Source organism: Pseudomonas sp. 1121_17, from assembly GCF_052850745.1.
In genome coordinates this window covers 536,916-557,821 of the sequence record NZ_VXCX01000001.1, presented here as the reverse complement: position 1 = coordinate 557,821, position 20,906 = coordinate 536,916, and the positions used below count along the sequence as shown (strand labels likewise).

At 63.4% G+C, this 20,906-nt stretch carries 19 protein-coding genes; 10 read left to right on the top strand and 9 right to left on the bottom strand.

Features of this window, described 5'->3' with window-relative positions; all coding sequences use genetic code 11:
* Positions 1-15: 15 nt before the first annotated feature.
* Positions 16-2,034: an alpha-1,4-glucan--maltose-1-phosphate maltosyltransferase gene (locus FW789_RS02595; RefSeq protein ID WP_186699343.1), complete on the bottom strand. Its 2,019-nt coding sequence runs from the start codon at positions 2,032-2,034 to the stop codon at positions 16-18.
* Between the two features lie 139 nt (positions 2,035-2,173).
* On the opposite strand from FW789_RS02595, the gene FW789_RS02590 reads away from it, so the two are divergent.
* The 5 genes from FW789_RS02590 (at position 2,174) to FW789_RS02570 (ending at position 8,109) form a co-directional block, all read left to right on the top strand.
* Positions 2,174-2,335 (top strand): hypothetical protein, encoded by a 162-nt coding sequence (locus tag FW789_RS02590; protein WP_181003808.1) that lies wholly within the window; start codon positions 2,174-2,176, stop codon positions 2,333-2,335.
* 221 nt (positions 2,336-2,556) lie between these two features.
* A complete protein-coding gene (locus FW789_RS02585) occupies positions 2,557-3,720 on the top strand; it encodes an isovaleryl-CoA dehydrogenase (protein ID WP_186699346.1) in 1,164 nt (387 codons plus the stop codon).
* Between the two features lie 18 nt (positions 3,721-3,738).
* Positions 3,739-5,346: a carboxyl transferase domain-containing protein gene (locus FW789_RS02580; RefSeq protein WP_446430837.1), complete on the top strand. Its 1,608-nt coding sequence runs from the start codon at positions 3,739-3,741 to the stop codon at positions 5,344-5,346.
* Positions 5,347-5,350: 4 nt separating this feature from the next.
* A complete protein-coding gene (locus FW789_RS02575) occupies positions 5,351-6,163 on the top strand; it encodes a gamma-carboxygeranoyl-CoA hydratase (RefSeq protein WP_207073037.1) in 813 nt (270 codons plus the stop codon).
* On the top strand, positions 6,160-8,109 hold the full coding sequence (locus tag FW789_RS02570) for an acetyl/propionyl/methylcrotonyl-CoA carboxylase subunit alpha (protein ID WP_446430836.1): 1,950 nt from the start codon (positions 6,160-6,162) through the stop codon (positions 8,107-8,109). Before FW789_RS02575 ends, FW789_RS02570 begins: the two co-directional genes overlap by 4 nt.
* Before the next feature lie 50 nt (positions 8,110-8,159).
* Here the strand turns inward: FW789_RS02570 and FW789_RS02565 are convergent, their stop codons facing one another.
* Entirely contained in the window at positions 8,160-8,867 is a 708-nt protein-coding gene (locus FW789_RS02565; RefSeq protein ID WP_103437924.1) for a LexA family transcriptional regulator, read from the bottom strand.
* Between the two features lie 97 nt (positions 8,868-8,964).
* On the opposite strand from FW789_RS02565, the gene FW789_RS02560 reads away from it, so the two are divergent.
* The 3 genes from FW789_RS02560 to FW789_RS02550 all read left to right on the top strand — a co-directional run bounded on the left by FW789_RS02560 (position 8,965) and on the right by FW789_RS02550 (position 11,516).
* The gene (locus tag FW789_RS02560) at positions 8,965-9,270 is read left to right on the top strand and encodes a DUF6124 family protein (protein WP_101320948.1); all 306 of its coding nucleotides are present in this window, start codon (positions 8,965-8,967) and stop codon (positions 9,268-9,270) included.
* Positions 9,271-9,701: 431 nt separating this feature from the next.
* A complete protein-coding gene (locus tag FW789_RS02555; RefSeq protein ID WP_207073035.1) occupies positions 9,702-10,208 on the top strand; it encodes a sigma factor-like helix-turn-helix DNA-binding protein in 507 nt (168 codons plus the stop codon).
* Between the two features lie 159 nt (positions 10,209-10,367).
* On the top strand, positions 10,368-11,516 hold the full coding sequence (locus FW789_RS02550; RefSeq protein ID WP_207073034.1) for a M14 family metallopeptidase: 1,149 nt from the start codon (positions 10,368-10,370) through the stop codon (positions 11,514-11,516).
* Here FW789_RS02550 and FW789_RS02545 read toward each other — a convergent pair whose 3' ends face one another.
* The 7 genes from FW789_RS02545 to FW789_RS02515 all read right to left on the bottom strand — a co-directional run bounded on the left by FW789_RS02545 (position 11,517) and on the right by FW789_RS02515 (position 17,818).
* A complete protein-coding gene (locus tag FW789_RS02545; RefSeq protein WP_186699358.1) occupies positions 11,517-12,485 on the bottom strand; it encodes a Csu type fimbrial protein in 969 nt (322 codons plus the stop codon). It abuts the gene before it with no gap.
* Positions 12,482-14,803 (bottom strand): fimbria/pilus outer membrane usher protein, encoded by a 2,322-nt coding sequence (locus tag FW789_RS02540; protein WP_446431050.1) that lies wholly within the window; start codon positions 14,801-14,803, stop codon positions 12,482-12,484. Before FW789_RS02540 ends, FW789_RS02545 begins: the two co-directional genes overlap by 4 nt.
* Before the next feature lie 76 nt (positions 14,804-14,879).
* Complete coding sequence (locus FW789_RS02535) at positions 14,880-15,656, bottom strand: fimbrial biogenesis chaperone (protein ID WP_411562842.1); 777 nt, start codon at positions 15,654-15,656, stop codon at positions 14,880-14,882.
* Between the two features lie 36 nt (positions 15,657-15,692).
* Complete coding sequence (locus FW789_RS02530; protein ID WP_207073033.1) at positions 15,693-16,196, bottom strand: spore coat protein U domain-containing protein; 504 nt, start codon at positions 16,194-16,196, stop codon at positions 15,693-15,695.
* Between the two features lie 3 nt (positions 16,197-16,199).
* Positions 16,200-16,733 carry a Csu type fimbrial protein gene (locus FW789_RS02525; RefSeq protein ID WP_103437931.1) on the bottom strand — a complete coding sequence of 178 codons (534 nt, stop codon included), beginning with the start codon at positions 16,731-16,733 and terminating at the stop codon, positions 16,200-16,202.
* 17 nt (positions 16,734-16,750) lie between these two features.
* On the bottom strand, positions 16,751-17,281 hold the full coding sequence (locus FW789_RS02520) for a Csu type fimbrial protein (RefSeq protein WP_103437932.1): 531 nt from the start codon (positions 17,279-17,281) through the stop codon (positions 16,751-16,753).
* A gap of 30 nt (positions 17,282-17,311) precedes the next feature.
* Complete coding sequence (locus FW789_RS02515; protein ID WP_446431049.1) at positions 17,312-17,818, bottom strand: Csu type fimbrial protein; 507 nt, start codon at positions 17,816-17,818, stop codon at positions 17,312-17,314.
* Between the two features lie 347 nt (positions 17,819-18,165).
* Here FW789_RS02515 and FW789_RS02510 point away from each other — a divergent pair, with 347 nt between their 5' ends.
* Positions 18,166-20,418 carry an ATP-binding protein gene (locus FW789_RS02510; RefSeq protein ID WP_446430835.1) on the top strand — a complete coding sequence of 751 codons (2,253 nt, stop codon included), beginning with the start codon at positions 18,166-18,168 and terminating at the stop codon, positions 20,416-20,418.
* A gap of 15 nt (positions 20,419-20,433) precedes the next feature.
* On the top strand, positions 20,434-20,895 hold the full coding sequence (locus FW789_RS02505; RefSeq protein WP_103437935.1) for a response regulator: 462 nt from the start codon (positions 20,434-20,436) through the stop codon (positions 20,893-20,895).
* The last annotated feature ends 11 nt before the right edge of the window (positions 20,896-20,906 follow it).

Sequence of the window (20,906 nt, the reverse complement as noted above, 5' to 3'; positions counted from 1 at the left end):
TGTACGAGATCAAGGCTACTGCGCGGCGCTGATACGCCAGATACCAAACGGCTGATAGCTCGGGTCGATGCGCATCCACTGGGTCTTGCCGTGCCAGGTCCAGCGGTGGCCGTTCATCAGGTCCTCGCCGTAGGTGTCAGCGTTGTCATCCAGGCCCAGTTCCCACAGTGGCAGTTCAAAGTTCGCCTCCTGGACGTTGTCCGGGTCCAGGTTGATCGCGATCAGAATGTAATTTTCGCGGTCGGCGGTGCGCTTGGCGAAATACAGGATGTTGTCGTTCCAGCAGTTGAAGAACGCCACGCCCAGGTGCGTCTGCAAGGCCGGGTTTTGCCGGCGGATGCGGTTGAGCTGGGCGATCTCGGCAATGATGTTGCCGGGCGCGGTGAAGTCGCGTGGGCGGATCTCGTACTTCTCCGAATCGAGGTATTCTTCCTTGCCCGGAATCGCCGCCGCTTCGCACAGTTCAAAGCCTGAGTACATGCCCCACAGCCCTGAGCCCATGGTCGCCAGCGCAGCGCGAATCAAAAAGCCGGCACGGCCGGAACGCTGCAGGAAGAACGGATTGATGTCCGGCGTGTTGACGAAGAAATTCGGCCGGTAGCAGTGGCTCCATGGCGGCTGGTTCAACGTTTCGAAGTACTCCTGCAGCTCCTGCTTGCTGTTGCGCCAGGTGAAGTAGGTGTAGCTTTGCGCATAGCCGACCTTGCCCAGGCGGGCCATCATCGCTGGTTTGGTGAAGGCCTCGGCAAGGAACAATACGTCAGGGTACTGGCTACGCACATTGGCGATCAGCCATTGCCAGAACGGCAGCGGTTTGGTGTGCGGGTTGTCGACGCGGAAGGTCTTGACCCCCTCCTCGACCCAGCCGATGACCACATCGCGCAGCGCCAGCCACAGCGAGGGCACGGCGTCGGCGGCATAAAAGTCAACGTTGACGATGTCCTGGTACTTCTTCGGCGGGTTTTCCGCATAGCGGATGGTGCCGTCCGGGCGCCAGCTGAACCAACCGGGGTGCTCGACCAGCCAGGGGTGGTCTTGCGAGCACTGAATGGCGAAGTCGAGGGCGATTTCCAGGCCGTGCTCGGCGGCTGCAGCCACCAGCCGGCGGAAGTCTTCGCGGCTGCCCAGTTGCGGATGAATGGCATCATGACCGCCGTCGGCACTACCGATCGCATACGGGCTGCCCGGGTCATCAGGGCCGGCCTGCAGTGAGTTGTTGGGGCCTTTGCGGTGGCTGCGGCCAATCGGGTGAATCGGCGGGAAGTACAGCACATCAAAGCCCATGTCACGGATCATCGGCAGGCGCGCATGGACGTCGTTGAAAGTGCCGTGGCGCGCCGGGTCGTCGGTGATCGAGCGCGGGAACAGCTCATACCAACTGGCGAACTGCGCCGCCGGGCGATCGACGTCCAGAGGGAATTCGATACTGCGGGTCAGGTAGCTGCGGTGCTCGGCCTCGGCCATCAGGCGCGCGGCATCTTCGCCCAGCAGCAGTGCAACCTGGGCTTGCTCATCGAGCCCGACCAGACGCGATTGCAGCGTCAGAATCTGCTCGCGCAAGGCGCCGTCCGTGCGCTCGGCGCCCTTGCCCAACAGCAGGCGGCCCTCCTCCAACTCCAGCTTGATCTCGACCGCAGCGTTGAATTTCTTTTCCAGGTCATAGCAGAAGGTGGCGTACGGATCGATCCAGGCTTCGATGCTGAACAGGTGCAGGCCCAATCCGGTCGGGGTGAATTCCCCAAGCCACAGATCATTGCCCGCGTCCTCCATCGGCACACTGTGCCACTCGCGGCTGCGCGCTTCACGCCAGTGCAGCAGCACCATCAGCCGATCATGGCCGTCGCTGTAGACTTTGCTGCTGACCGTCACCGGCTGGCCGCTGATGGCTTTGGCGGCAAAGGTGCCACCGTCGAGTACCGGTGCGGTGTCTTCAATGACCAGACGCGGCGCCAGCAACGCCTGGGCCAGGCTGATCGCCTGATCCGGGTGGTCATTGGCCATGGGCACGCTTTCGAAGGGCTCGTTGCGAGACATCGGACCTTGCTCCCTGTGGGCTTGAGGCGGTAAGGGTTCAGAGCCGTCGAAGGCGTGGGGGGTTCAAAAAAAAATGAGCAAATGGCGCAGGCGTGGTTCAAAGCCTTTGCATCCCTCATTTACCCAGCGAGGTCAGGCCATGAACATTCCAATCCCGGCGGAGACCCCCGATCCGAACATCGACGACCCGAGCTTGCCGCCGCCGGTGCCGCAGGATGATCCGGATGAGTTGCCGATCAAGCCGACCATGCCGCCTACGGTGGGCGACCCGCCGAGTGAGGAACCGCCGGTCAAGGTCTGAGCATAGTCAACAAGTGCGTTTATAGTCCGAGGGGCCGCTTTGCGGCCCTTTCTAATTGAGTCAGATCCCGACCAAACCTGCCTCTTAAAGCTTACGTTTACGTAAAGGTGATGATGCGATTGACAGTCTTCGACCACAGGTTTACGTTAACGTCAATCAGCCGCAACATCGCTCCCGTGTAGGGGCGTGGTGATATTTCAAGAACAATAAGGTACCCAAGCATGCATTACCCCAGCCTGAACTTCGCCCTCGGCGAGACCATCGACATGCTTCGCGACCAGGTCCGCGCCTTTGTCGCCGCCGAGCTGGCGCCGCGCGCAGCGCAGATCGACCAGGACAACCTGTTCCCCGCCGACATGTGGCGCAAGTTCGGCGACATGGGCCTACTCGGCATCACCGTGCCGGAAGAATACGGCGGCGCCGGCCTGGGCTATCTGGCCCACGTCGTAGCCATGGAAGAAATCAGCCGTGGCTCGGCTTCGGTGGCCCTCTCCTACGGAGCCCACTCCAACCTCTGCGTCAACCAGATCAACCGCAACGGCAGCCACGCGCAAAAGCTCAAGTACCTGCCCAAGCTGCTCAGCGGCGAGCATGTCGGTGCCTTGGCGATGAGCGAACCGAATGCCGGTTCCGACGTGGTGTCGATGAAGCTGCGCGCCGAACAGCGCGGCGATCACTACGTACTCAACGGCAGCAAGACCTGGATCACCAACGGCCCGGATGCCAACACTTACGTGATCTACGCCAAGACCGACCTGGACAAGGGCGCCCATGGCATCACTGCATTCATCGTCGAGCGTGACTGGAAGGGCTTCTCGCGTAGCAGCAAGTTCGACAAGCTGGGCATGCGCGGCTCCAACACCTGCGAGCTGTTCTTCGACAACGTCGAAGTGCCTGCGCAGAACATCCTCGGCCAGCTCAATGGCGGCGTGCGCGTATTGATGAGCGGCCTCGACTACGAGCGCGTAGTGCTCTCCGGCGGCCCGACCGGGATCATGCAGGCCTGCATGGACCTGGTAGTGCCGTACATCCATGACCGCAAGCAGTTCGGCCAGAGCATCGGCGAGTTTCAGCTGATCCAGGGCAAGATCGCCGACATGTACACCCAACTCAATGCCAGCCGGGCGTATCTATATGCTGTGGCGCAGGCCTGCGACCGCGGCGAGACCACGCGCAAGGACGCCGCCGGGGTGATCCTCTACAGTGCCGAGCGCGCCACGCAGATGGCGCTGGAGGCGATCCAGATTCTGGGCGGCAATGGCTATATCAACGAGTTCCCGGCGGGCCGCCTGCTGCGCGATGCCAAGCTCTACGAAATCGGCGCCGGCACCAGCGAGATCCGCCGGATGCTGATCGGCCGCGAACTGTTCAACGAAACCCGCTGAGCACAAGGACCTGCGCCCATGGCTATTCTGCACACCCAGATCAACCCGCGCTCTGCCGAGTTTGCCGACAACAGCGCGGCCATGCTCGAACAGGTTCAGGCGCTGCGCAGCCTGCTCGCCCAGATCTGCCAGGGCGGCGGCGCCAAGGCCCAGGAGCGGCACACAGCGCGGGGTAAGTTGTTGCCGCGGGAGCGTATCGACCGCTTGCTCGACGCTGGCTCGGCGTTTCTTGAAATCGGCCAATTGGCCGCTTACGAGGTGTACGGCGAAGACGTGCCCGCCGCTGGCGTGATCGCCGGCATCGGTCGGGTCGAGGGCGTCGAGTGCATGATCGTGGCCAACGATGCCACGGTCAAAGGCGGCTCTTATTACCCGCTGACGGTGAAAAAACACCTGCGCGCGCAGACCATCGCCCTGCAGAACCGCCTGCCGTGCATCTACCTGGTCGACTCCGGCGGCGCCAACCTACCGCGCCAGGATGAGGTGTTCCCGGACCGCGAACACTTCGGTCGGATCTTCTTCAACCAAGCCAACATGAGCGCCTTGGGCATCCCCCAGATCGCCGTAGTGATGGGCTCGTGCACCGCCGGCGGCGCCTACGTGCCGGCGATGGCCGACGAGGCGATCATGGTCCGCCAGCAGGCGACGATCTTCCTCGCCGGGCCGCCGCTGGTCAAAGCCGCAACCGGCGAAGTAGTGACCGCAGAGGAGCTGGGCGGCGCCGACGTGCACTGCCGCATCAGTGGCGTTGCCGACCACTACGCCGACAACGACGAACACGCGCTGGCCCTGGCCCGGCGCAGCGTGGCCAACCTCAACTGGCACAAGCTCGGCCGCCTGCAGTGCCGCGCACCGGTTGCGCCGTTGTACAGAGCAGACGAGCTGTATGGCGTGGTGCCGGCCGACCCCAAGCAGCCGTTCGACGTGCGCGAGGTGATCGCGCGGCTGGCCGACGGCTCGGTCTTCGATGAATTCAAGGCGCTGTTCGGCACCACCCTGGTGTGCGGCTTCGCCCACCTGCACGGCTACCCGGTGGCGATCCTGGGCAACAACGGCATCTTGTTTGCCGAGGCCGCGCAAAAAGGCGCGCACTTCATCGAACTGGCCTGTCAGCGCGGCATCCCACTGCTGTTTCTGCAGAACATCACCGGCTTTATGGTCGGCAAGAAGTACGAAGAAGGCGGCATCGCCAAGCACGGCGCCAAGCTGGTGACGGCGGTGGCCTGCGCCCAGGTGCCGAAGTTCACCGTGATCATCGGCGGCAGCTTTGGTGCTGGCAACTATGGTATGTGCGGCCGCGCCTACGACCCACGCATGCTGTGGATGTGGCCCAACGCACGGATCGGCGTGATGGGCGCCGAACAGGCGGCCGGGGTGTTGGTCCAGGTCAAGCGCGAGCAAAGCGAACGCGCCGGCGCGCTGTTCAGCAATGCCGACGAAGCCGCGCTCAAGCAGCCGATTCTTGAACAGTACGAGCGCCAGAGCCACCCCTACTATTCCAGCGCGCGGCTGTGGGACGACGGCGTCATCGACCCAGCGCAAACCCGCGATGTACTGGGCCTGGCGTTGTCTGCCGCGCTCAATGCGCCGATCGAACAGAGCCGTTTCGGCATCTTCCGGATGTGACCCCATGAGCGACTACAGCACCCTTGAACTGATCAAGGACCCCCGCGGCTTTGCCACCCTGTGGCTGAACCGGGCCGACAAGAACAATGCCTTCAACGCGCAGATGATCCGCGAATTGATCGTCGCCGTTGACCGCCTGGGCGCCGACCCAAGCCTGCGCTTCGTGCTGCTGCGCGGCCGTGGCCGGCACTTCAGCGCCGGTGCCGACCTGGCCTGGATGCAGCAATCAGCGCAGCTCGACTTCAATACCAATCTGGACGACGCCCACCAGTTGGGCGACCTGATGTACAACCTGTACAACCTCAAGCTGCCTACCTTGGCCGTGGTGCAAGGTGCCGCTTTTGGTGGCGCCCTGGGTCTGATCAGCTGCTGCGACATGGCTATCGGCAGTGAGGATGCGCAGTTCTGCCTGTCGGAAGTGCGCATCGGCCTGGCACCGGCGGTGATCAGCCCATTCGTGGTCAAGGCCATCGGCGAGCGTGCCACTCGCCGTTATGCGCTGACAGCCGAACGCTTCAGTGGCGTGCGTGCGCAGCAGCTGGGCTTGCTCGCTGAAGCCTACCCGGCGGAACAACTCGATCAGCAGGTCGAGGCCTGGGTCGACAATCTGCTGCTCAACAGCCCGCAGGCACTGCGCGCCAGCAAGGACCTGCTGCGTGAGGTCGGCCACGGCGAGCTGACTCCGGCAGTACGCCGTTATTGTGAAAACAGCATTGCCCGCATCCGCGTCAGCGCCGAGGGCCAGGAGGGCCTGCGCGCCTTCCTCGACAAGCGCCGCCCCGCCTGGCAACCCACCGACAAGGACGCACGCCCATGAGCCACCCCACCCTGACTACCTTGCTGGTTGCCAACCGCGGCGAAATCGCATGTCGGGTGATGCGCACCGCTAAAGCCATGGGCCTGACCACTGTCGCCGTGCACAGCGCCATCGACCGCGATGCGCTGCACACTCGTGAGGCCGATATCCGCGTTGATCTGGGGGGCAGCAAGGCTGCCGAGAGCTATCTCGATATCACTAAGCTGCTGGCAGCAGCCAAAGCCAGCGGCGCCCAGGCGATCCACCCAGGCTACGGCTTTTTGTCGGAGAACGCCGGCTTTGCCCGAGCCATTGAGCAGGCCGGGCTGATCTTCCTCGGCCCACCGGCCAGCGCCGTCGACGCCATGGGCAGCAAGTCGGCGGCCAAGGCGCTGATGGAGGCCGCGGGCGTGCCGTTGGTGCCCGGCTACCACGGCGCTGCGCAAGATCTGCAGGCGTTCCGCGAAGCCGCCGAGCGAATCGGCTACCCGGTGTTGCTCAAGGCCAGTGCCGGCGGCGGCGGCAAGGGCATGAAGGTCGTGGAAGAGGTCAGCCAGCTGCGCGACGCGCTGGCCTCGGCTCAGCGTGAAGCGCAGGCCTCGTTCGGCAATGCGCAGATGCTGGTGGAGAAGTACCTGCTCAAGCCGCGCCACGTAGAGATCCAGGTGTTTGCCGACCAGCACGGCAACTGCCTGTACCTGAACGAGCGCGACTGCTCGATCCAGCGCCGTCATCAAAAGGTCGTCGAAGAGGCGCCAGCGCCCGGGTTGGCGCCGGCGCTACGCAAAGCCATGGGCGAAGCGGCCGTGCGCGCTGCACAGGCAATTGGCTATGTCGGCGCCGGCACGGTCGAGTTTCTGCTCGATGCCCGCGGCGAGTTCTTCTTCATGGAAATGAATACCCGGCTGCAGGTCGAGCACCCGGTCACCGAGGCGATTACCGGCCTTGATCTGGTCGCCTGGCAAATCCGCGTGGCCCGCGGCGAACCGCTGCCGATCACGCAGGCGCAGGTGCCGCTGCGCGGCCATGCTATTGAAGTACGGCTGTATGCCGAGGACCCGGTCAACGAGTTTCTGCCGGCCACCGGGCGCCTGGCGCTGTACCGCGAGTCGGCGCCGGGCGAAGGCCGCCGGGTCGACAGCGGCGTCAGTGAAGGGGATCAGGTATCACCGTTCTATGACCCGATGCTGGGCAAGCTGATTGCCTGGGGTGAAGACCGCGAGCAGGCGCGTCTACGTTTGTTGGCGATGCTCGACGAATTCGCTATTGGTGGAGTCAAGACCAATATCGCCTTCCTGCGGCGGATCCTCGCGCACCCGGCGTTCGCTGCCGCCGAGCTGGATACTGGCTTCATTCCCCGGCATCAGGAGGCATTGCTGCCGGCAGCTGGTGAGCTGCCCGTTCAGTTCTGGGAAGCCGCAGCACAGGCCTGGCTGCAGGGCGAAGCCACGCGGGTTCGCGAAGATGATGCCGACTCACCGTGGGCCGCCCCCACTGGCTTGCGCCTGGGCCTGCCCAGCCAGAGCAGCGTCCACCTGCACAGCGGCGGGCAGGCTCAAGCGGTGACGCTGCAGGCCAGCGCGCCGTCGACCCTGCGCCTTGAGGGGGAACAGTTGTGCCAGGATGTGGACGGCGTGCGCCGGCGCCATCTGGCGATTCGTCGTGGCGCCACCCTGTACCTGCGCTGGGACGGTGACATGCATGCCGTCAGCGCCTACGACCCGATTGCCGAGGCCGAGGCCAGCAACAGCCAGCACGGCGGGCTCAGTGCGCCCATGAACGGCAGCATCGTGCGGGTGCTGGTCGCGCCTGGGCAGGCGGTCGAGGCCGGCACTGCGCTGGTGGTGCTGGAGGCCATGAAGATGGAACACAGCATCCGCGCCGCCCAGGCGGGTACGGTCAAAGCGCTACTGTGCGAAGAAGGTGACATGGTCGCTGAGGGCGCGGTACTGGTCGAACTGGAGTAACGTCTGTGCGTTCTCCGTGTCCCGCTTTGCGGCGCCACGGAGTACGCCGCTCAGAAGATCCCGTGCACGCGCACGACGACGCCAAGGAACTCACAGCCCTCTTCGCACACCAGCGTTGGGTAACTGCCATTTAGTGCTTTCAGGTAGCGTTGGCCACCCTCCTCTGTCAGCTGGCGGAAGATCGCCGACTTGCCGGGCTGGCGGGCCACTACCAAACGCCCTGGCTCCACGGCAACGCCACTGTCAACCAGCACCAGCATGCCCTCGGCAACGCTCTTGCCACTGACTGCGCTCATCGCATCGTTTTCAACCGGTAGCCACCAGGCGTTGCCCTTGGCCAGGTAATCGGTCTGCTCGAACACGCCTGGGTCGCTAGCCGCCTCGCTGCCCAGTGTCTCCCACGCACGCAGCGGGTAACGAAAGCACACTATGTATTTGGTCCAGTCTTCATCTTCGACGCTATCGTCGACGGCATAGCGCACGCGCTCTTCACCGATCTGCCCGGCCACCTGCAACTGCAGGCTGACGTGGTAGTGCGGCATGCCCAGTTCGACGAACACCTTGTTCATCGAATCGACCCGTGGTTGACGGCGTTTGCACAGCCAGTGGCCAATGCTGCCCTGGGAAACGCCAACGCGTTCGGCGAGCAGTTCCTGCGAGATGTCGAGCTCCTCCATCCGGTCACGGATGAGGGCAATCCATTTATCCATATTCATCGCTGGCACGATACGGACTGCCTCTAGGCGCTCAATACACATAAGGTAGTATTTCCTTGAAAGCATAAAAATACATTAGGTATTAGAATCAGGCAGAGTCCTTCCCACAGCGCCGTTCCCGGTATCAGGATGAAACCCCATGAAAAAAGACGAAACAGATCTGGACAGTGAAGCTGCGCGCCGCGCGCTTGACTACTACCTCAACCCCACCCCGCCGCGGCCCAACCTGGACAACAAGGTGTGGACCTTGCAGCCCGGGGTTTCCATTGGTGAAGCCCATGACCATGCGCTGGCCCTGCTGCGCTGCGCGGCGGCAACGGCCCATGAAACCGCCACCCACCAGGACGGCATGACCCGCGAGGTGACACTGGCGCTGATGCATATGGTGAACATGGCAAGGTCACTGCTCGAGCACAAAAAGGCAGTGATGACGGACGACAGATAAGAGCAGAACGTGAACGCCAGGTAACGGCAATGGCCCCGATTGCCGGGACAGGATGAGGGGTGCAGGTAATTTTTTTACCGATTTCAACAAATATCGTTTGACTGGCAAATGATAACGATTATTATTGCACTCAGCAGGTCGCGAGACCCGCTGGATAACCTGGAGACCTTAGGTCGGACTCTCAGATTATCTCCTCATCAGGCTAATCACGGTTTTTGACCCGGCTTTTTGCCGGGTCTTTTTTTTGGTCTTCAGGCTAATGAAGATGGGTACCGCTTGATGGCCGCGATCATAGCAAAAGTGTTTCTACAGGTGAATGGATGTAACAGCCTTTTACGCAAACAGCACTTGAGAATCAATCTCGTTAAGATTAAGCTGTTCGCGCATCAGGGAAGATGCCCCCACCCCTACACCTGAGCAAGGAGCCACCCATGACCCGCCTGCTGCCCCTTGAACAGCGCCTGCACAGCCATACCGATGAAGACGCCTTGCTGCACCGTCTGCGCCGTCTACCGCGGCGGGTGCAACAAGTGTTTCTGCTCAGCCGCCTCGAACAATTGCCGTTCGCCGCCATCGCCGAGCGCCTCGATCTCAGCGTACACGCCGTCGAACGCCACATGCATCAAGCGTTGCAGGGCACTCAGGCTCGGTCTGACAGCTTTGCCAGCGCCGCCGGCCATTGGTATATGCGCCTGCAAAACCCACAGGTCAGTGCCAGCGAGCGGATCGACTTCCGCCGTTGGCTGGACGCCGCCGACGAGCACTTGCAGGCCTTCCACCAGACCGAACTGCACTGGCGCCGCCTGCTCGCCCCGGCACGTCAACTGGGGCAGGACGGTTGGTACCGGCAGGGTCAGGCAGCGCTGTCACTGGGCGGTTGCTCGATCGCGGCCGGCCTGGGCCTGGCCGCCCTGCTGGCGATGGCGTACTGGGTGTGAGTAAACCCAGCCCTTGAGCCAGGCGCGGCCTGGCTGCGTTGCCGAGCAATGCCGACACTCGATGAAACACCCCCTGGCAACCGGCAACACATTTGCAGTCCCAGCCGGCGCTGCGAGCGGTGTAGAGTAACCGTCACAAAAAGCCACAGGAGCCTGGCAATGACCGTGACGTCGCCCGCTGTAACCATCGACTGCGCTTTCGATTCCGGCAATATTCAGGTGCTCGACGCCAGCAATCCAGAGCAGGTGCATCTGGCCATTCGCCCGGACAGCCACAGTGGCCACTTCCAGTGGTTTCACTTCAAGGTAGATGGCCTGACGCCTGGCCACACTCACCGTTTCAGCCTCGACAACGCCAGCCAGTCTTCCTACCCCAATGCCTGGAGCGGTTATCAGGCAGTGGCCTCGTACGATCAGCAGGTGTGGTTCCGCGTCCCCAGCCGATTCGACGGCGAGGCCCTGCACTTTGAGTTACAGGCCACTCAGACGCAGGTCTGGTTCGCCTACTTCGAGCCCTACTCGCGTACCCGCCACAACCAATTGATCGACCGCGCCCAGCAGCTGCCGGGAGTCGAGTTGCTGGCCCATGGACGCAGCGTGCAGGGCCGTGATATCCCACTTTTGCGCGCTGGTGAAGGTGCGCCCGGCAAGCGCAAGCTCTGGCTGATCGCCCAGCAGCACCCGGGCGAGCACATGGCCGAGTGGTTCATGGAGGGCGTGATCGAACGCCTCAAAGCCAACGATGCGCAGATTCAGGCATTGCTCGCTCAAGCCGACCTGTATCTGATCCCGAACATGAACCCGGACGGCGCCTTCCTCGGCCATTTGCGTACCAACTTCAAGGGCCAGGATCTGAACCGTGCCTGGCAGTCAGCCAGTGTCGACACCAGCCCCGAGGTGCTGTTTGCCCAGGCACAGATGAAGCAATACGGCGTCGATGCATTTATCGACGTGCACGGTGACGAAGAGATCCCCCACGTGTTCACCGCCGCCTGCGAAGGCAACCCAGGCTACACCCCGCGCCTGGCGAAGCTCGAGGAGCAGTTCCGCAGCACTTTGTGCAGCATCACCGCAGACTTTCAGACCACCCACGGCTATACCCGCGACCAGCCTGGTCAGGCCAACATGACCCTGGCCTGCAATGCCGTTGGGCATCAGTACGACTGCCTGTCGCTGACCCTGGAGATGCCCTTCAAGGACCACGACGACGCGCCCAATGTGCAGACAGGCTGGTCTGGGCAGCGCTCGAAGGATTTGGCCGGTGCGGTGCTGGAGACGTTGGCGAAAATCGCGCGTGATCTACGCTAGCTAGAACTGCACATCCAGAATCACGCTGTCGCTGTAGCTTGCAGCCGGCGGCGTCGGTTGATCGCTGTAGACCCGCGCGTTGTAGTTGAAAATCTGGCTACCGGTGCCAGTGCCTGCGCCCGGGTTGACGTTGGCATCGGTACTGGCACGCCTAGCTGTATTCAGCGAGCCCCAGCGCTCGCTGCCGGCGCTCTTGAAAATGTCATAGGCCAGATAGTTATTGGCCGGTGATTTCATCCGTCGACGGCCGCCAGCGGGGTTTACCCCATCATCCAGGCCAACGGTGTAGTTGCTGCCCTTGGTACAGGAGATGTTGATGCTTTGGTTGACCGTGGTAAACGCACTTACCACCGGCGCACTGTTGAAGACAATATTCGGGGTGGTGATCTGGCAGTCATTGCTTACCGTCAGGCTCACGTTGAGGGTGCGGCTGCCATTGCCCTTGTCGCGGCCCAGGCAAATCGTGCCGGCACTGATGCCAGAGCAGTAGTCCCAGGCCCAGGCGATGGTCAGGGTTTCCTGGTACAGGCCCGCAGCAACGTTGGCACCCAGGTTGGTCTTCACATACAGCGGCACGGTCTTGGGTGTGGTGCCATTGAGCAGGCCAAGCAGGTCGAGGATGCCGTTGCGGGCGAAGTCGAACGCCACGCCACGGGTGATCGGAAAGCTCGTGCTGTTATTGGCATACAAAGTGTAAGGGATCACGTCACCGGTTGGCCCAACCAGCCCGCTGGTGCTGGAGGTGATGGTTGCGTAGAAGTGATCGCCCGAACTCAGCAGACTGAGCAAAGAACCGGTGCACTGCAAACCGGCATTGCTGGTCGAGGCGCTTTGCACTGTGCCGCGCACCAGGGTCGAGTTGACCGTGCCGAAGCTCGCCGGCAGGGTATTGACCATATTGCACAGACCCCAGGCCGGCGCCGCCATCACCGTCGCGAGCAGCGCCACTGCCCCTGCAAAGCGGTTCATTGACACACCAGCGGGCCAATCAACGGCACCGGCCCCTGCCCTTCCGGCAGATCAAAGGCCACTTGGCACTGGCCGCCCTCGGCCAGCTCGACCTGCAGGGTGTTGTGCGCCGAGAGGTTCTCCAGGTACACCAGGCCGTCCCAGCCGACCACCGCCAGGCTGCCGCTCTGCTGATGGGTCACCTGGCTGCCCAGCTTGAGGTTGTTCTGCTGCGCGTCGACCAGCACGATGCTCGCCGCCAGCACCCGCTTAAGCGGGAACTCCAGCAAGTAGCCGCTACCCCGGCGCACGGCGACCCGCTGCTCGACCTGCGGTGCCAGCACATCGGCCGACAGCTCCATTGGATCGATCTCATACTTGCCGCGGTAGTAACCGCTGCTGTACGGCACCAACAAGTGGCCGTTGCGGTCAGTGCGGCCGACCAGCTGATTCTCATAGCGCACCGGGACATCGGCGTAACCGTCGGTGCTGACCACTACAAAGGCATCGTCAATCCGGTTGGCGGCAAACAGGCCGGCGTCCATCCATACCAGCGAACCGCTGGCGTCGGCCCAGCGGGTCATGGCGTCACTACTGCCATAGGTGCCAGCCTGCAACTGCACCGACTGCAGGCGCCAGGTCGCGTCAGCCTGGCGATAGGCTTCGCGGTCGCCATCGGCATAACCGAGATTGAAACCGATACCGCCACCCACCGGCACGGCGCGGCTGTAGTTGACCCGCTGCTGGCGGCTGCCATCCTGGCTGCGCTCCATGCTCAGGGCCAGGTTGCCATGCAGGTCGAACGGGATGACCAGCTGCGCCTGCATGGCCCACTGGCTTTCGCCGATCTCGCGGTTGGCCGACAGGTACAAGCTGCTATTGCCCCACAACGAGCGGCTCCAGCTCAGGTTGAGCAGACGGGTACGCGAGCCGTCTCCGGCCTGCACATCGAAATAGCCGGCACCGAGGCTGCCATAGCGCTCAAGGTTCAGACTCAGGGTGACCTGTTCACTACGCTTGGACAGCTGCGTGTACGGCGTGTCGACCCGCGACAGGTCGGCGTAGTCGCCATGGCGCTGCAGGCGCTGGTAACTGAAACCGAGGCGCTGGCTGTTGTATTGATACCCCAGTGCAACCTGCTGACCCTGCTCGCCGTCGAAACGGCTTTGCGCCAACGCCGCATTGAGCACGCCAAAATTGCCCAGCCGTAGATTGCCGCCCAGGCCACCGAGGGCAATGGTCTCGGCGCTCTCCAGATGGCCCTCGAGGGTAAAGCTGTCGCTGACACCGTGGCGCAGGCTGACGCTGGCAACGCCTGTGCCGTAGCCAAAATCACGTACGCCGTAGTCGCGGCGCAGGCTGCCGGCCGCCAGGGAAAAGTCGCTCAGGCCCTTGCCCAGCAGGCTGCTGGTGACGTAGAACGGCAGCGTGGTCGACACCTGGCGGCCGAGGGCGTCGGTGGTCACCACCACCGCTTCGCCGGCACCGTTGATGAACGGTACGTTGGTCAGGGTGTATGGCCCGGGTTGCAGGTCGGTGGTGCTCGCCTTGTAGCCGTTGATGAACAGGTCCAGCGACGTCGGCACCGCCGCCTCGCCGGCAAAGGCCGGCAGCGGATAGGTGACCAGGTCCGGGCGCGCGGCAAAGTCACGCGACAGCTGCAGGCCGCCGAGCCGCACCGAACTGGTCCAAGGCAAGGCGCCGGTGACCAGGTCACCGGCCTCGATGGTCAGCAGGCGTTGCTCGTCGGTATAGCGCCAGGTCGTGTCGTAACGCAGAAATCCCTGACGGGTATCGGCCTGCGGTGCGCTATTGAAGGCCTGGCGCCACTGGCCGGTGGTGCTGAACGTGCCCCAGCTGTCGAACAGACGCAGCTCGTTCCAGGCGGCCAGGTAGGTGCCGCTCTCATCGGTGTCATTCAGGTAGACGTCGTAGTTGAGCAGCGCGCCGAAGCTGCTGCGGGCGTCGCTGGCCGGGTACAGGCCGCGCTCGCCAACCCGCTGCAGCGGCAACCAGGCAGCGGGTACCTGCAACAGCAGGCGCTGGTTGGCGCTGTCGTAGTCGGCATGCAGGCCGGCATAAGCATCCAGCGCCACCTCACCCTGAGTAACCCCCGGCAGGCTGATGCCCGCTGCAGTGAGCACCTCACTGGCGATAAACAAGCGCCCGGCGCGTTGCTGCACGGGCACCAGCTCAGCCCTGGGCATTTGGTTCACCAGCAGGTCGAGGTACAGCGTGGCATCGGTGACCGCGCTGCTCTCGCTCGGTGGCGGCGGCAGGCCGTTGGCCAGCGCCAGCTGTGGCCCCAGCAGCAAGCCCAGGCACACCTGATGGGCCATACACGACAGCCATTTCACACACGGCTTCCAGCCATTGTCGGGTCCTCCGTGGCCCCTGACGTCGATTCATCGAAGTTCACTTGCCCGGGCTGATGGCCTGGGCCACGTCCTGACCGTTGACCCGGCCCTTGAGCACACTCGCTGCGGTGGGGACTGCGGGCACTGGCCAACGCATGCTGGCGCCGGGCAGCACATAGCCAAGCAGGCCTTCAACCACCGGCTTGTCCTGGCCGGCCTGCTGCAGCACTACATCGGTCAGGCGCGCGTGGACCGGGCCGCTGTTGCGCAGCTCGACGAAGGGCTTGCCCTGCACATTGACCGCGCGCCAGCTCAGCTGCGGCTTGCCGACTCCATCGGCACTGCGCTTGCCATCCGGGTCGGGTTTGCCCCACAGGCCTTCGCCATACACGAACAACGGCACCGAATAGCGCATCTGCAGGCGGATCGCCGCCGTCGGTGCCTGAGTACTGGCATCGACCGGCAAGGGTGAGGGGATTTCGTCGATGATGATGCGGTAGGCCTGCTCCTGACCGGCCGGCGAGCTGCCGGTACGGGTCAGCCGGATCAGCTGCTTTTGCCCCGGCGCGATATTCGCCACCGGCGGGCTGCCGATAATCTCGCGCTGGGCCTGGAACTGCTCCTCAAAGCCGCCCTGGCGCCAGGCAAATACGCGCACCTGCAGGTTGGCCGGCGTAGTGCCGCGGTTTTCCAGCCACAGCGCTCCCGCCTTCTGATCTGCCTCCAGCACCGGGTCAATTGGCCAGATCAGCACTGAGGTTGCCGCCGCGGCTGGCTGACTGGCCAGCAGCAACCCAACTACTATTGCTTGCGCCCACTTCGCGCCTGCCCCCATGCCATTCTCCTTGGTTTGTTGTGTTGATCCCTGCGTTTACCAGGTCACCGTGACCTGCACGACATCGGTATAGGTACCTGCCGGCAATGTCCCCGGCAGCTGCGTGCGACCGTAAACCGGCAGCTTGATCGCCGTCGGGTCGCTGTAGCTGACCGACGTCACCTGGCCGATTGCAAGGCTCTGACTGAAGCCGGCGTCGCGATACAGTTGGTAGGCGAGCAGTTGCGTGCCACCGCTGCGCTTCAGGTTGCGGGTCCCGCCGCTGTTGTTCTGGCCACCGTCCAAGGCCATGCTCAATGCCACCCCCGGCGTGCACTGGAAGCTCACCGTGCTGCCACCCAGCGCTGCGCTGACGCTGGCCTTGGACAGGGCTGATTGCGTGCCGAAGTCGAGGCTGCCGTAAGCGCTCACCCCGCCCACAACCAGGCACCCGGCCACGACCTGCGCGCTGACCTGAAAGGTACTGGTGGTCGCTGCATCCAACGGCAACGCCAGCACCAGGCCCAGCCCCGCCGTGGTTACGCGCACCCAGCGATTCATGGCTCAGAACGTCAGCTCGACGGCAACCGTGTCGGTGTAGGTGCCCGCCGGCAGGCCAGCCTTGCCCTTGGCCTGACCATACAGGTTGACGGTCTGGGCGGCGCCGGTACTGGTCGGCACGGCAATGCTGCCGTCGATGGCCAGCGGCACGGTGTGTCCGGCATCGGTATAGAAGTCATACGGCACAAAGTTGCCATTGCCGTCGGCCAACGCCCGCGTCCCTCCCGTCGACAAGCCATCATGAGCGCCGGCGCGCACGCGAATTGACGCCCCGGTGCCATTCGAGCAGAGGATGCTCATGGCGCCGCCACCCGGGCCCATGACCTGGGCATTGGCGGTACCGAACAAGGCGTCCTGAGTACCGAAGTTGAGGTTACCGAAGTTGACCCCGGAGGTACCGGCACTGCCGTTGACCTGGCAGGCGGCGATCAGGGTCAGGGTCGAGTTGATGGTCCCGGTCACGGTGGCTGCCTGAGCCTGGGACGCCAGCGCCAGGGCGAGCCCGGCGAGTACTGAGCAGGTGAGGTGTGTGCGCATCGGATTCTCCTTGGGTGTTACCAGTCCAGGGTCACGCTGAGGGTGTCGCGGTAAAGACCGGCGGGCAGCGCGCGCGGCTGCGCGATGACCACGCCGTAGATCGGAATCGGGATCTGCTGGCTGCTGTTGACGGTGAAGGTGCGCGCCTGGCCTACCGGGTAACGGCTGTTGCCGGTGGGATCGACCGCCAGTTGGTAAGGGATCATCTCGCGACCGTTGCTCAGCCGGCGCACACCATCGCCACCGTTCTGGCCAGCATTGATGCGCACGCTGAAGGCGCGCACCGACGGCGTGCAACTGATCTGCAGGCCACCATCGCCTGCGATTTCGTCGACCTTGCCCTGCAACGGCTCCTGCCAGCTCGGCCCGCGCGAACCAAAGTCCATGACCCCTGGCGTACCCAACGTCGCCGGTGGCTGGTCGCTGCTGATCTGGCACGCGGCACGGATCACCAGGCGCGCTTCGATAACCCCGGTGGTGCTGCCATGCACGGCGCCTGGCAGCAGCAGTGGGCCCAGGCTCAGGAGCAGAATGCCTGTGCGACTCATGACGTTGCCTCCTTGCTCATGGCGATGCCCCTACCAGGTGACCGTGACTTTCAACAAGTCGGCGTACAGGCCAGGCCGTGGCACCCAGGCCAGGCTGTCGATGCGCGCATACAGCGGCAACTCGACCGAGCCACTGTCTGGCACCCGCGCCGATTGTGCGCCGCCAACACTCAGCGGCTGGCGCCAGCCTGCGTCGCTGTAAAGCCGATAGGGAATGGGCCTGGCTCGCGCATCCGCGCTGGCCAGGAAGCGCAGCTCGCCTAAGCCGCCATGCTGGCCGCCGTCGACGCGGATTTGATAAGGCGTGTCCGGGTTGCATTCGAGCCGTGGTGGCCGCGGGCTGAGCAGCACGCCGGTCAACGGCGCAGCGGCGCCGTCAAGGCGTGCTGCGCTGCCAAGGTCGATCTGGCCCAATGCTTGCGCCGCCGCATCGCGGGGTTGGTTGACCAGCATGCAACCACGCTCGACCTGCACCCGCACCTCGACCAGAAAGTCCGCCGCCAGGCTGTTCACGCTCAACAACAGCCCCGACCACATGGCCACTCCGCGTACTTCCACCGCACTATCCCTGTTCAAGGCCCTGTTTCCAGGCTATGACCTTGAGGGTAGCAGCGCAGTCTGATCCCGCCGGGTTTGCCCTACCCTTCATTGGCATTAACAACAATGGCTTAGGTGGCTATTTGCCGCGTTAAAGGCCACCCGTTCCGCACCTTTCACGGCACTGCACGCTATTTTTGTACTCTAACCGGCGAACCCCTGAACTAATCAGACCTCAAATGGCCATATGCCGGCAAAGCAGCCGACAATCTGATACTTTTGCAGCAGCAACATCCTGTGCCATGCGCTTTCCGCCGGGCGAGGACAGAATTACCAGGAGTACCTCTTTGACAACTGCCCCCACTGCATTCGACCAGGCTGTCGAGCGCTGCGCCCAGGAGCCTATTCAGGTCCCCGGCAGCATCCAGCCGCAGGGTTTCATGCTGGTACTCGACGAGCAGGACCTGTGCGTGCTGCAAGCCAGCGAGAACGCTGAGCGCTGGCTTGGGGCTGCGGCGCCGGAGCTGCTTGGGCGCACCTTCGCCGAGCTGATCAGCGACAGTTTCGACCTGCGTGCACAGATGCAGTATCTGCCGGTCGATGAGGTATTCCCGTTTCATATCGGCGACGTTGAACTACGCCAGCCCAGCCCAGACTGCAGCCACATGCGCGTACTGGTGCATCGTCACGACCAGGTCCTGATCACTGAATTCGAACCGATCCGCACGGCCAGCGGCCCGTCCGGGCATGGCGATTACTACCCGCTGGTACGCGCCTTCGTCGGCAGCGTGCTCAAGGTCAGCTGCATCGTCGAACTGTTGCAGCAGTCGGTCCTGCAGATCAAACGCATTACCGGCTTTGGCAGGGTCAAGGCCTACCGCTTCGATGCCGAAGGCAACGGCGAGGTACTTGCCGAGGTCGCCGACCCCGGCTACCCGAGCTATCTGGGCCTGTGCTTCCCAGCCTCCGATATTCCACGCCAGGCCCGCGAGTTGTACCGAGTCAATCGGATTCGGGTCATCGAAGATGCCAACTACATTGCCTCGCCGCTGTATCCCCACAGCAACCCGCGCACCGGCAAGCCGCTGGACATGAGCTATGCGGCGCTGCGCGCGGTATCGCCGGTGCACCTACAGTACATGCGCAACATGGGCACCCTGGCATCGACCTCTTTGTCGATCGTGGTAGACGGCAAGTTGTGGGGGCTGATCTCCTGCCATCACGACCAGCCGCACGCCGTCGACCTGCCCACTCGCACGGCCTGCGAGTTGCTGGCCAGCGTGCTGTCGCTGCAGATCGAATCCCGGGAAGCGCACACCGGCACCCAGACCATGCTCGACATGCGCCAGCGCATCGTGCGCATGCTGGCTTCGATGGCCGACCACGACAGCGTCAGTGCTGGTTTGAATGCCTTGCCCCAGGTCCTGCTCGATTTTGCCAGTGCCACCGGCGCGGCGATCATCAGTGCCGAGCGCTGCGACCTGATCGGCGTGACGCCGCCCGCTGCGCAGGTCAATGCGCTGGTCCACTGGCTGTCGCAGCAAGACGCCGAGTCGGTGTTCAGCAGCGACAACGTGCGCCGCGACATCCAGGACTTACCAGAGCTGGCCAAGCACGTCGGCGGTGTGCTGGCGGTGGCGATTTCGCAGATTCACTCGCACTATCTGGTGTGGTTCCGCCCCGAGCAGGTACGCACGGTCAACTGGGCCGGGCGCCCGGAAAAAGCCATCAGCGCCGCGGGCCGCCTCAACCCGCGGCACAGCTTTGAGCGCTGGCAGGAAGACGTTGGCGGTTACTGCGAACCTTGGGACCCGCTGATCATCGAAGGCGTGGCCGAACTTCGCATAGCCGTACTGGGGATTGTGCTGCGCAAAGCCGAAGAGCTGGCGCAACTGGCCGGTGAGCTGCGCCAGTCGAACAAGGAACTCGAAGCGTTTTCCTACAGCGTGTCGCATGATCTGCGCGCACCGCTGCGGCACATCGCCGGCTACACCGAACTGCTCACCGAAGTCGAAAGCGAGAACTTCAGCGAACGCGGCCAGCGCTTCCTCAAGCACATCGAAGAAGCCGCGCACTTTGCTGGCACGCTTGTCGACAACCTGCTCAATTTTTCCCAGATGGGCCGCTCCGCCCTGCGCATGTCGGATGTCGACCTGAACGCCCTGGTCGAAACCATTCGCAACGAGCTGGCACCGGATTTTGCCGGCCGTACAATCATCTGGGATGTGGAAAAACTGCCCAAGGTGATCGCCGACCCGGCGTTCATCAATCTGGCACTGCACAACCTGATCGCCAACGCGATCAAGTACACCCGTGGCCGCGAACCTGCGCGTATAGAGATCCGCGCCAAGCAACACCCGCACGAAACTGAAATCTATATTCGCGACAACGGCGTCGGCTTCGATATGGCCTATGCCAATAAGCTGTTCGGCGTGTTCCAGCGCTTGCACCGCATGGAAGACTTCGAAGGCACCGGCATCGGCCTGGCCAGCGTGCGCCGGATCATCGAACGTCACGACGGCCGTGTCTGGGCTGACGGCGAGATCAATCAGGGAGCGTCGTTCCATTTCGCCCTCCCTCGCCATTCATCGAACACCTGAGGTAACGTATACATCATGCTAAAACCGATCTTGTTGGTCGAAGACAACCCCAGGGATCTGGAGTTGACGCTTGTCGCGCTGGAGCGCAGCCAGCTGGCCAACGAAGTCATCGTACTGCGCGATGGCGCCGACGCCCTCGACTACCTGTTGCGCCGCAACGGTTACGCCGAGCGCGACGATGGCAACCCGGCCGTGCTTCTGCTCGACCTGAAACTGCCCAAGGTGGATGGCCTGGAGGTGCTCAAGGCGGTGCGCGAAACCCCTGAGCTGCGCAGCATCCCGACGGTAATGCTGACCTCCTCGCGGGAAGAACCCGATCTGCTGCGCGCCTATGAGCTCGGGGTCAATGCCTACGTGGTGAAGCCGGTCGAGTTCAAGGAATTCGTCACGGCCATCTCCGATCTGGGGATCTTCTGGGCCGTCCTTAATGAACCGCCGCCTGGCTCTTTGCGGCTGACTCGGCGTGGTAACAATTGAGTCCAACTAGC

What these genes read in the sequence shown, in the direction of transcription:
- FW789_RS02515 (WP_446431049.1), bottom strand. Translation starts at nt 17,818, where the DNA reads ATGTGGTCGGGGCTGTTGTTGAGCGTGAACAGCCTGGCGGCGGACTTT.
- FW789_RS02555 (WP_207073035.1), top strand. Translation starts at nt 9,702, where the DNA reads ATGACCCGCCTGCTGCCCCTTGAACAGCGCCTGCACAGCCATACCGAT.
- FW789_RS02530 (WP_207073033.1), bottom strand. Translation starts at nt 16,196, where the DNA reads ATGAATCGCTGGGTGCGCGTAACCACGGCGGGGCTGGGCCTGGTGCTG.
- FW789_RS02560 (WP_101320948.1), top strand. Translation starts at nt 8,965, where the DNA reads ATGAAAAAAGACGAAACAGATCTGGACAGTGAAGCTGCGCGCCGCGCG.
- FW789_RS02505 (WP_103437935.1), top strand. Translation starts at nt 20,434, where the DNA reads ATGCTAAAACCGATCTTGTTGGTCGAAGACAACCCCAGGGATCTGGAG.
- FW789_RS02550 (WP_207073034.1), top strand. Translation starts at nt 10,368, where the DNA reads ATGACCGTGACGTCGCCCGCTGTAACCATCGACTGCGCTTTCGATTCC.
- FW789_RS02585 (WP_186699346.1), top strand. Translation starts at nt 2,557, where the DNA reads ATGCATTACCCCAGCCTGAACTTCGCCCTCGGCGAGACCATCGACATG.
- FW789_RS02595 (WP_186699343.1), bottom strand. Translation starts at nt 2,034, where the DNA reads ATGTCTCGCAACGAGCCCTTCGAAAGCGTGCCCATGGCCAATGACCAC.
- FW789_RS02545 (WP_186699358.1), bottom strand. Translation starts at nt 12,485, where the DNA reads ATGAACCGCTTTGCAGGGGCAGTGGCGCTGCTCGCGACGGTGATGGCG.
- FW789_RS02520 (WP_103437932.1), bottom strand. Translation starts at nt 17,281, where the DNA reads ATGAGTCGCACAGGCATTCTGCTCCTGAGCCTGGGCCCACTGCTGCTG.
- FW789_RS02575 (WP_207073037.1), top strand. Translation starts at nt 5,351, where the DNA reads ATGAGCGACTACAGCACCCTTGAACTGATCAAGGACCCCCGCGGCTTT.
- FW789_RS02535 (WP_411562842.1), bottom strand. Translation starts at nt 15,656, where the DNA reads ATGGGGGCAGGCGCGAAGTGGGCGCAAGCAATAGTAGTTGGGTTGCTG.
- FW789_RS02540 (WP_446431050.1), bottom strand. Translation starts at nt 14,803, where the DNA reads ATGGCCCATCAGGTGTGCCTGGGCTTGCTGCTGGGGCCACAGCTGGCG.
- FW789_RS02580 (WP_446430837.1), top strand. Translation starts at nt 3,739, where the DNA reads ATGGCTATTCTGCACACCCAGATCAACCCGCGCTCTGCCGAGTTTGCC.
- FW789_RS02565 (WP_103437924.1), bottom strand. Translation starts at nt 8,867, where the DNA reads ATGTGTATTGAGCGCCTAGAGGCAGTCCGTATCGTGCCAGCGATGAAT.
- FW789_RS02590 (WP_181003808.1), top strand. Translation starts at nt 2,174, where the DNA reads ATGAACATTCCAATCCCGGCGGAGACCCCCGATCCGAACATCGACGAC.
- FW789_RS02570 (WP_446430836.1), top strand. Translation starts at nt 6,160, where the DNA reads ATGAGCCACCCCACCCTGACTACCTTGCTGGTTGCCAACCGCGGCGAA.
- FW789_RS02525 (WP_103437931.1), bottom strand. Translation starts at nt 16,733, where the DNA reads ATGCGCACACACCTCACCTGCTCAGTACTCGCCGGGCTCGCCCTGGCG.